The organism is Mycobacterium sp., assembly GCF_049585075.1.
Taxonomy (GTDB): domain Bacteria; phylum Actinomycetota; class Actinomycetes; order Mycobacteriales; family Mycobacteriaceae; genus Mycobacterium.
The window spans coordinates 1-9,717 of record NZ_JBAUZA010000392.1 but is presented as its reverse complement, the minus strand read 5'-3'; the positions used below and the strand labels follow the sequence as shown (position 1 = coordinate 9,717).

Annotated in this window: 9 protein-coding genes and 2 pseudogenes; 9 read left to right on the top strand and 2 right to left on the bottom strand. The window is 63.5% G+C overall.

The genetic code is table 11. The features are described from left to right. The 3 genes and pseudogenes from WB785_RS18590 to WB785_RS18580 all read left to right on the top strand — a co-directional run. The coding region (locus WB785_RS18590; protein ID WP_424080766.1) for a hypothetical protein at positions 1-210 on the top strand (210 nt) is incomplete at its 5' end. Positions 211-279: 69 nt separating this feature from the next. After that, positions 280-2,189 (top strand): annotated as a pseudogene (gene lepA, locus WB785_RS18585) (translation elongation factor 4). 26 nt (positions 2,190-2,215) lie between these two features. Next, positions 2,216-2,980: a sensor domain-containing protein gene (locus tag WB785_RS18580; protein ID WP_424080765.1), complete on the top strand. Its 765-nt coding sequence runs from the start codon at positions 2,216-2,218 to the stop codon at positions 2,978-2,980. A gap of 5 nt (positions 2,981-2,985) precedes the next feature. On the opposite strand, the gene WB785_RS18575 is transcribed toward WB785_RS18580, so the two are convergent. After that, entirely contained in the window at positions 2,986-4,986 is a 2,001-nt protein-coding gene (locus tag WB785_RS18575; protein WP_424080764.1) for a glycoside hydrolase family 15 protein, read from the bottom strand. Between the two features lie 93 nt (positions 4,987-5,079). Here WB785_RS18575 and WB785_RS18570 point away from each other — a divergent pair, with 93 nt between their 5' ends. From WB785_RS18570 to WB785_RS18545, 6 genes are all read left to right on the top strand, one after another. Then, entirely contained in the window at positions 5,080-5,283 is a 204-nt protein-coding gene (locus tag WB785_RS18570; protein WP_424080763.1) for a hypothetical protein, read from the top strand. Between the two features lie 142 nt (positions 5,284-5,425). Then, a complete protein-coding gene (locus WB785_RS18565) occupies positions 5,426-5,521 on the top strand; it encodes an Ms4533A family Cys-rich leader peptide (protein WP_424080762.1) in 96 nt (31 codons plus the stop codon). A gap of 160 nt (positions 5,522-5,681) precedes the next feature. Further along, a complete protein-coding gene (locus WB785_RS18560; RefSeq protein ID WP_424080761.1) occupies positions 5,682-6,671 on the top strand; it encodes an extracellular solute-binding protein in 990 nt (329 codons plus the stop codon). After that, positions 6,668-7,531 carry a sulfate ABC transporter permease subunit CysT gene (cysT, locus tag WB785_RS18555; protein WP_424080760.1) on the top strand — a complete coding sequence of 288 codons (864 nt, stop codon included), beginning with the start codon at positions 6,668-6,670 and terminating at the stop codon, positions 7,529-7,531. The genes WB785_RS18560 and cysT overlap by 4 nt, the downstream gene beginning before the upstream one ends. Next, positions 7,528-8,346: a sulfate ABC transporter permease subunit CysW gene (gene cysW / locus WB785_RS18550; RefSeq protein WP_424080759.1), complete on the top strand. Its 819-nt coding sequence runs from the start codon at positions 7,528-7,530 to the stop codon at positions 8,344-8,346. The genes cysT and cysW overlap by 4 nt, the downstream gene beginning before the upstream one ends. Before the next feature lie 15 nt (positions 8,347-8,361). Further along, positions 8,362-9,423, top strand: a complete 1,062-nt coding sequence (locus WB785_RS18545) for a sulfate/molybdate ABC transporter ATP-binding protein (RefSeq protein WP_424080758.1) — start codon at positions 8,362-8,364, stop codon at positions 9,421-9,423. 142 nt (positions 9,424-9,565) lie between these two features. Here the strand turns inward: WB785_RS18545 and WB785_RS18540 are convergent. Beyond that, positions 9,566-9,717, bottom strand: a pseudogene (locus tag WB785_RS18540) (sirohydrochlorin chelatase); the annotation flags it as partial.

The window sequence follows — 9,717 nt, the reverse complement described above, 5'->3', positions numbered from 1 at the left end:
GCCTACAACGTCGAGCTGTACTCGCTGTTCAACGGCGGCAACTTGGACACCGACATCGCCGGCTACATCGAAAACAATGCGATCAACCATGCGCTGACCCTGGGCAGCACGACGGACGCGTTCGACTACCTCTGGAACTTCGCCGTAGGCGATCTGGGCGGTTTCTTCCAGACCGACTTGTCGTTCCTGGACATCACGCCGATGCTTTAAGAGTTCACGCTCCAAAACGAACCCCCGGAGGATCACTCCGGGGGTTCGTTTTGGCCGTCCCGTCCCACGATTGTGCTGCAGGGCCCGTCCGCCGATACCCTGGAAGCGCCTAAGCCCGGCTTCACCAGGAGATTCCCATCAGCAGTTTCGCCGACCAAACCTTCACCGCGCCGGCGCAGATTCGGAACTTCTGCATCATCGCCCACATCGACCATGGCAAGTCAACGCTGGCCGATCGGATGCTGCAGCTCACCGGCGTCGTCGACGAGCGGTCGATGCGTGCTCAGTACCTCGACCGGATGGACATCGAGCGCGAACGCGGGATCACCATCAAGGCGCAAAATGTGCGCCTGCCGTGGCGGGTCGACGGCGTCGATCACGTCTTGCACCTCATCGATACCCCCGGCCATGTCGACTTCACCTACGAGGTCTCTCGTGCGCTGGAGGCCTGCGAGGGCGCGGTGCTGCTGGTTGATGCCGCCCAGGGCATCGAGGCGCAGACTTTGGCCAACCTGTATCTGGCGCTCGACCGCGACCTGCACATCATTCCGGTGCTCAACAAGATCGACCTGCCCGCCGCCGACCCCGACCGCTATGCCGCAGAGATCGCGCACATCATCGGGTGCGAGCCGACCGACGTCCTGCGCGTGTCGGGCAAGACGGGGGAGGGCGTATCCGATCTGCTCGATCACGTGGTGCGCGAGGTGCCACCGCCCATCGGAGATTCGGAAGCGCCAACGCGCGCAATGATTTTCGACTCTGTCTACGACATCTACCGCGGCGTGGTCACTTACGTCCGCGTCATCGACGGCAAGATCACCCCGCGTCAGCGCATCGCGATGATGTCCACCGGCGCCACCCACGAGCTGCTCGAGGTTGGCATCGTCTCGCCCGAACCCAAAGCCAGTGACGGCCTTGGCGTCGGCGAGGTGGGTTATCTGATCACCGGGGTGAAGGACGTCCGCCAGTCCAAGGTCGGCGACACCGTGACGACCGCGCGGCACGGCGCCACCGAGGCGCTGACGGGTTACCGCGAACCCAAACCGATGGTCTACTCCGGGCTATATCCCGTCGACGGCTCCGACTATCCGAATCTGCGCGACGCCCTGGAGAGGCTGCAACTCAACGACGCGGCCCTGACGTACGAGCCCGAAACGTCGGTGGCGCTGGGCTTCGGGTTCCGCTGCGGATTCTTGGGTCTGCTGCACATGGAGATCACCCGTGAGCGCCTGGAGCGCGAATTCGACCTGGACCTGATCTCGACGTCGCCGAACGTGGTCTACCGGGTGGACAAAGAAGACGGTACGGAAATCATCGTGACCAACCCGTCGGACTGGCCGGAAGGCAAGGTGCGCGCCGTTTACGAGCCCGTCGTCAAAACCACCATCATCACGCCAAGCGAATTCATCGGCACGATCATGGAGTTGTGCCAGTCGCGGCGCGGCGAACTCGGCGGCATGGACTATCTGTCACCCGAACGGGTAGAACTGCGTTACACAATGCCATTGGGGGAGATCATCTTTGACTTCTTCGACGCGCTGAAGTCGCGCACCCGCGGGTATGCCAGCCTTGATTACGAGAAGGCGGGCGAGCAGGAGGCCGAGCTGGTCAAGGTCGACATCCTGCTGCAGGGTGAGGCCGTCGACGCGTTCAGCGCTATCGTGCACAAGGATTCGGCGTTCGCCTACGGCAACAAGATGACCACCAAGCTCAAAGAACTGATCCCGCGCCAGCAGTTCGAGGTCCCGGTGCAGGCGGCGATCGGTTCGAAAATCATTGCACGCGAGAATATTCGGGCTATCCGCAAAGACGTGCTGTCCAAGTGCTACGGCGGGGACATCACCCGCAAACGCAAACTGCTGGAGAAGCAGAAGGAAGGCAAAAAGCGGATGAAGACCATTGGCCGCGTCGACGTGCCGCAGGAGGCATTTGTCGCCGCGCTGTCGACGGATGCGGCAGGCGACAAGGCCAAGAAGTGACGTCAAGTCAGCGGTAGTGTCCGTTCATGCATATCGCGCGGATCGTGGTCGCGCTGGCTGCGCTGCCGTTGGCGGCCGGCTGCCTGGCCGTCGTCGACGGCACGGCCAAGCCGGCACCGAACCTGAAGCCGCGCCTTCTGACCAGGGAAACCGTCAGGCATGTGCCTCTCGACGGTGTTGCACTGTCCCGGATGCTCAGCCAGCCCTTCGTGGCGCGTCAACCGCCTCAAGCCGGCGGCCCCAACAAGCTCTTCGAGCCTGAAAATCAGATTGAGCCCGCCGATTGCCGGGGCGTCACGGCGATGCTGCAGAAAAGCGTCTACGAGTCCGCCCAGGTCAACGGTTTCGTCTACGAGTCTTGGTGGAACAACGGCGATCCGGCGCAAGTGATCAGCGTTATGGAGGGCGTCGTCACGCTGCCCGCGGCCACACAAGCCGAGGAGCTGTTCGCGAAATTCTCCCAACAGTGGCAGAAGTGCGACGGGACGACGACAACCGAACAAACCGGCCCGATCAACACGACGAATGCGATCGGCGACATCCGCGTTGCCGATGCATCCAAAACTATTGTCGCAGCGACTAATACCGCGACAGCGGTATTACCCAACATGCCGCCGCTGCTGCCCACCCCGCAGGCGCGCGCGATCGGTGTCCGGCTGAACTGTCTGGTGGAGGTCGAAGTAGTGTTCTTCGGCGACCGGCACCCGTCCGATCCGGGCTCGGCCACTCCGGACACCAGCGCGATCGACATCGCTCACGCGATGATGGACAAAGTCAGCGCGTTGAGCTGATCGCCCTACACGGGCGCGTTCGCGGGCTGAAATACCCCGGTGCTGTCGGCTTCTTCTTCGGCTCGGATCACATGCACCACGGCGTTGATCAGCGCCAGGTGGGTGAACGCCTGTGGGAAGTTCCCCAGATGCCGTCCGGTGGCCGGCTCGATCTCCTCGGCGTAGAGGTGCAGCGGGCTGGCGAACGACAATAGTCGCTCACACAGATGCTTGGCGCGGCTCACCTCGCCGATCTCGACCAACGCGGACACCAGCCAAAACGAGCAGATAGTGAACGTGCCCTCCTCGCCGATAAGCCCGTCGTCGGTCTCCTCGACGCGGTAGCGCAGCACCAGGCCTTGTTCGGTGAGCTCGTCGGCAATGGCGAGCACGGTGGCGCGTACCCGCGGATCGTCCGACGGCAGAAACCGAGTCAGAACCACTTGCAACAGCGAGGCATCCAGCACGTCGCTTCCGTAGCGCTGGGTGAACACGCCCCGAGCGCTCACACCGTTTTCCAGGATGTCGGCTCTGATTTCTTCGGCCACCGCGCGCCACTGCTCTGCGTAGAGCGTTTCACCCTGCCGCTCAGCCAGTTTCGCACCGCGGTCGGCCGCTACCCAGCACATGATTTTCGACGACGTGAAGTGCTGCGGTTCCCCGCGCACCTCCCAGATGCCGCGGTCGGGTTCACGCCAATGCTTGATGGCCTCTTCCACCTGGTTCTTCAGGATGGGCCAGAGCGTGTCCGGAATTTGCTCGCGTGACTTGGCGTGCAAGTAGAACGAATCGAGGATGGCGCCCCAAATGTCGTGCTGGTTCTGGTTGTAGGCGCCGTTGCCGATGCGTACCGGGTTGGCATGGTCGTAACCGGACAGATGACGCAGTTCCTCTTCCACGAGCCGGCGTTCCCCGCCGACGCCGTACATCACCTGTAGCGGTTGGCTTTCGCCGTTGTTGGCTCCAGAAACGTCGGCGATAAACGAGAAGAAATCGTCGGCCTCGCGGTCGAGGCCCAGTGTGTAGAGCCCCCACAACGCGAATGTCGAATCGCGCACCCACGCGTAGCGGTAGTCCCAGTTGCGTTCGCCCTGCGGTGTTTCCGGAAGCGACGTGGTGCAGGCAGCCAGCAGCGCGCCGGTGGGCGAATAGGTCAACCCTTTCAGCGTGAGCGCGCTGCGTTGCAGATACGCCCGCCACGGGTGATCGGGAAAGTTGCCGATGTTGATCCATTGCCGCCAGCACTCGGCGGTGTTCCACATTTTGTCGGCCGCCTCTTCGAAAGTCTGCGGGGCCGGGTGCTTGGACCAACTCAGCGCGACGAAGGCGTTGTCGCCTTCTTTCATTCGGGTGCGCGCCCGCGCTTCTCGGCCCTCCAAACCGATCCGCAGGTTGGTGGTCAACCGCAGGGTGGGATGGACGTCGGAATCTCTCGTGCCCCGGGCGATGGCTTCGCCGTAGCCGTCGGCCGAGTACTCCCAACTGGCACCGATGCGGTGGTAGTCGAACGCCGGCTCGCAGCTCATCAGCACTTCGACGGTTCCGCTGACGCAACGAATGGTGCGCAGCAGGATGTGCTCGGCGTCCCAGTCCATCGGGGTGCGGCGATGCGTGCGTGACCGCCGATCGATGTCATGCCACGGCCCCATCACCAGCGCATCGCGCACGATCAGCCAGCCGGTGTGGGTTTGCCAGGTGGTTTCCATGATCAGGCTGCCGGGCAGATACCGTCGCGCCGACGGCACCGACACGCCATATGGCCCCAGCCGGAAATGGCCGGCGTTGCGGTCCAGGATCGCGCCGAACACGCTCGGCGAATCCGGACGGGGCACGCACAGCCACTCCACCGAGCCCGCCGGCGAAATCAGGCAGGTCGTCTCGCAGTCGGACAGAAACGCGTAATCGGCAATCGGCGGGAACGGGTTCCGTGCCGACCCGCTGGAAGACACCGCCGGGGACGCGATGGCGACCGCCGCGGATTCGGCCTTCTTCGCGGCCTCATCGGCAGGCTGCGCGTCAAGAACCATGCCGACATCATGATGTGCCGACCTGCCCGGCGTCTACCGCAAACGCCCGCGGGCCAGTTGGCTTGATCGACGACGCGGAATAGGGTGAGCGCGATGAACGCGATCCTCAGTTGGTGGGACGGCGTCGAGTTGTGGCTGTCGGGGCTGGGGTTCGTGCTGCAGACCATCATCGTGATGCCGGTGGTTCTCACGTTGGCCTACCTTGTCGCGGTCGTGTTGGACGCGCTGCTGGGCTACGGCATAACCGGTATCCGACTGTTGCGGCGCGATCGCCACGGCGACAAAGAACCCGGATGACCGGAAAGACGGGGATGCCGCGATCTCAGGTGACGTTAGTGCTGGTCATTCTGGTGGTGCTGGTGATCGTCGCCTGGTTGCTGACCCGCTGACGTGCGTCGACTGAGCTGGGCGTTCGGGTAGATTCTGTTAGGCTTCCGCCATGCACGCAGTGTCCGGTAACAGCGAGTGCCACGTCTTGGCGCTCATTGCCGTGGGCGATTGCGCTGTGGCTGACGTGCACTGTTGTTGTAGCTGACTTCCTCCCCGCGCGCGGTTAGGTGTCGGCGGATTTCTCCCAATTGCTGACCACGCCTTTCCGTAGCGACGGGACCGATTATCTATCAATCCCGCCACCGAAAGGTCGACCATTGTTCGACGACGCCAGGAGGCCCGCCCGTTGGCGCCACCTTGCCGGGTTGACGGTCGCCGCCAGTGTCATCGCTGCGTGCCACGGGGGCGCCAGCGACGTTGTCGGCGGTGGTGGACCGATCAACGTGAAGACGAGCATCACACTCGTTGCTTATTCGGCTCCAGAACCGGGCTGGAGCAAGGTGATTCCAGCGTTCAACGCCTCAGCAGAAGGCAAAGGTGTTCAGGTGATCACCTCGTACGGGGCCTCGGGTGATCAGTCACGCGGCGTCGTCGACGGCAAACCCGCCGATATCGTCAACTTCTCCGTCGAGCCTGATATCGCCCGACTGGTGAAGGCCGGCAAGGTTTCCAACGATTGGGACAAGGACGCGACCAAGGGCATCCCGTTCGGATCGGTGGTGACTCTGGTGGTGAGGCCGGGTAACCCGAAGAACATCAAAGACTGGGACGACCTGTTAAGGCCCGGCGTGGAAGTTATCACGCCCAGCCCGCTTAGCTCGGGGTCTGCGAAGTGGAATTTGCTTGCCCCGTACGCCGTCAAGAGCGGCGGCGGCCACAACCCGCAGGCGGGCATTGACTTCATCAACACGTTGGTGAGCGAGCACGTCAAACTGCGTCCGGCATCGGGGCGCGAGGCCACAGATGTTTTCGTTCAGGGCAGCGGTGACGTGCTGATCAGTTACGAGAACGAGGCGATCGCCACCGAGCGCCAAGGCAAGCCGGTAACCCATCTCAACCCACCGCAGACATTCAAGATCGAAAACCCGGTGGCGGTCGTGAACAGCACCGCTCACCTGGATACCGCCAACGCGTTCAAAAACTTCCAGTACACCGCGCAAGCCCAGAAGCTCTGGGCTGCAGCGGGATTCCGGCCTGTTGACCCGGCCGTCGCCGCTGATGTGCGCAGTCAGTTCCCGATGCCGGCCAAGCTGTGGACAATCGCCGCCCTCGGTGGCTGGGCGACCGTTGATCCGCAATTGTTCGACAAGAAGTCCGGCAGCATCACAAAGATCTACATGCAGGCCACCGGATGACGACGGCGATAACACAGAAGGTGACCGGACGCAACCGCGACGACGGCGTGCCGGGCCGCAAGGGTTCCCGCAGCGATGGAACGTCGCTGCGGGTCGGCGTGGCGGTGGTGTGGCTGTCGGTGATCGTGCTGCTGCCGTTGGCCGCGATCGTCTGGCAATCGGTCGGCGGCGGCTGGCAGGCGTTCTGGCTCGCGGTCACCTCCAACGCGGCGCTGGAGTCATTCAGGGTGACGCTGACCATCTCCGCGGGTGTGACCGTCCTCAACATGCTTTTCGGCCTGCTGATCGCATGGGTTCTGGTCCGCGACGACTTCCCGGGGAAACGGCTCGTCGACGTCATCATCGATCTGCCGTTCGCATTGCCCACGATTGTCGCCAGCCTGGTGATGCTGGCTCTGTATGGGAACCACAGCCCGGTCGGCTTGCACCTGCAGCACACCGCGTGGGGCGTTGCCGTGGCGCTGGCGTTCGTCACGCTGCCTTTCGTGGTGCGGGCCGTCCAGCCCGTCCTCCTCGAAATCGACCACGAGACCGAGGAGGCGGCCGCGTCGCTGGGGGCTGGCAACGCGACAATCTTCACGACCGTCGTGCTGCCTTCGCTGACTCCGGTTTTGTTGACTGGTGCAGGGCTGACGTTTGCGCGGGCCATCGGCGAATTCGGCTCGGTGGTGCTGATCGGTGGGGCGGTGCCGGGCAAGACCGAGGTGTCCTCGCAGTGGATCCGAACCTTGATCGAAAATGACGACCGTACCGGCGCCGCTGCGATATCTATTGTGCTGCTTGCTATCTCGTTCGTGGTGCTGCTTGCATTGCGTACCCTCGGATCGCGCGCGGCTAAGCGTGAGGAATTGTCGGCATGACCATGTCCCCGCGGGTTCGCTACCTCATCCGCTTTCTAGCCCTTTCCTATGTGCTGGTGCTGCTCGTCGTCCCCGTCGGGCTGATCTTGTGGCGGACGTTCGCGCCTGGTTTCGGCCAGTTTTTCGCGTGGATCAGCACGCCGGCGGCGGTGTCGGCGCTGAACTTGTCGCTACTGGTGGTGGCGATCGTGGTGCCGCTGAACGTGATCTTTGGCATCCCGACCGCATTGATGCTGGCGCGCAACCGGTTCCGCGGCAAGGGTGTGCTGCAGGCGATCATTGATCTGCCGTTCGCCGTCTCGCCGGTCGTGGTTGGCGTGGCGCTGATCGTGTTGTGGGGATCGGCGGGGCTGCTGGGCTTTGTCGAGAGAGACTTCGGATTCAAGATCATCTTCGGGTTGCCGGGCATCGTGCTTGCCAGTGTCTTCGCCACGCTGCCATTTGTGGTGCGCGAGGTCGAGCCGGTGCTGCACGAGTTGGGCATCGATCAGGAGCAGGCCGCGGCAACGCTGGGTTCGAGTTGGTGGCAGACGTTTTGGCGCATCACGCTGCCGTCGATCCGGTGGGGCCTCACCTACGGGATCGTGTTGACGATCGCCCGGACGCTCGGAGAATACGGCGCGGTCCTCATCGTGTCGTCGAACCTGCCGGGCAAATCCCAGACGCTGACGCTGCTGGTATCCGACCGCTACAACCGGGGCGCGGAGTATGGCGCCTACGCCCTTTCGACACTGCTGATGGCGGTCTCCGTAGTGGTTCTTGTTGTCCAGATGATTCTCGATGCGCGGCGCGAACGAGCCGCAAAGCAGGCCTGAGGAAAAGAGGCGCATATGACTAACGCGATCGTCGTACAGGGCGCCAACAAGCGCTACGGCGACTTCGTTGCACTGGACAATGTCGACTTCGAGGTGCCCACCGGCTCGTTGACCGCGTTGCTCGGGCCCAGCGGTTCGGGGAAGTCGACGCTGTTGCGCGCCATCGCCGGACTGGATCAGCCGGACTCCGGGACTATCACGATCAACGGCCGCGACGTGACCCGGGTGCCGCCGCAGCGGCGCGACATCGGCTTTGTGTTTCAGCATTACGCGGCCTTCAAGCACTTGACCGTTCGTGACAACGTCGCGTTCGGGTTGAAGATTCGTCGTCGGCCCAAAGCAGAGATCGCCGAGAAGGTTGACAACCTGCTACAGGTCGTGGGGCTCAGCGGTTTCCAGGGCCGCTACCCTAACCAACTTTCCGGCGGGCAGCGTCAGCGCATGGCGCTGGCGCGCGCGCTGGCGGTCGATCCGCAAGTGCTGTTGCTTGACGAACCGTTCGGTGCGCTTGATGCCAAGGTCCGCGAGGATCTGCGAACCTGGCTGCGGCGTCTGCACGACGAGGTACATGTCACCACGGTGCTGGTCACCCACGACCAGGCCGAGGCGCTCGATGTCGCCGATCGGATCGCCGTGCTGCGAGACGGTCGCATCGAACAAGTGGGATCCCCGGCCGCCGTTTATGACACTCCGGCAAACGCATTCGTGATGTCGTTTTTGGGCGCGGTGTCCTCGCTGAACGGGACCCTGGTTCGCCCGCACGACATCCGGGTGGGCCGTCGACCCGATATGAAGCTCGCCACCGACGACCCCGCGGCCGAAGCGACCGGCGTCGTCCGCGCGATCATCGACCGCGTGGTGATGCTCGGTTTCGAGGTGCGGGTGGAGCTGACCAACGCCGCCAACGGCCAGCCGTTCACCGCACAAATCACCCGGGGCGATACCGAGGCGCTTGGCCTTGCCGAGGGGGACACCGTCTACGTGCGCGCCACCCGGGTGCCGCCAATCGCCGACGGGACGGCTGCGAACAGTGCTGGCGCCGACGAGGATTACAGCACCCTCACGCCACTGAGATAACGGCAGGGCCGGTTGAGGTTATGGGCGCGCGCGTCGACTGTGCATTTACGGCGGCGACACGCCGACGCGACTCGCCCTGGGTGCACATTCAAATCCGTCAGTGCACAGTCGACAATGGAGCTGGTGCGGGTCGTTGCAGAACTTATGCCGCCAGGGGCTCGGCTACCGCCTCATCGAAGCGATCCAACACCGTCTCGACCACCAGCCGATGCGCGCCAAGCGGCGCCGCCATCGGAATGCCTTCTGCTTCAGCGCAACTAGCGATCCGGTCGGTCAGTCGGCCCGGCGCCAGGA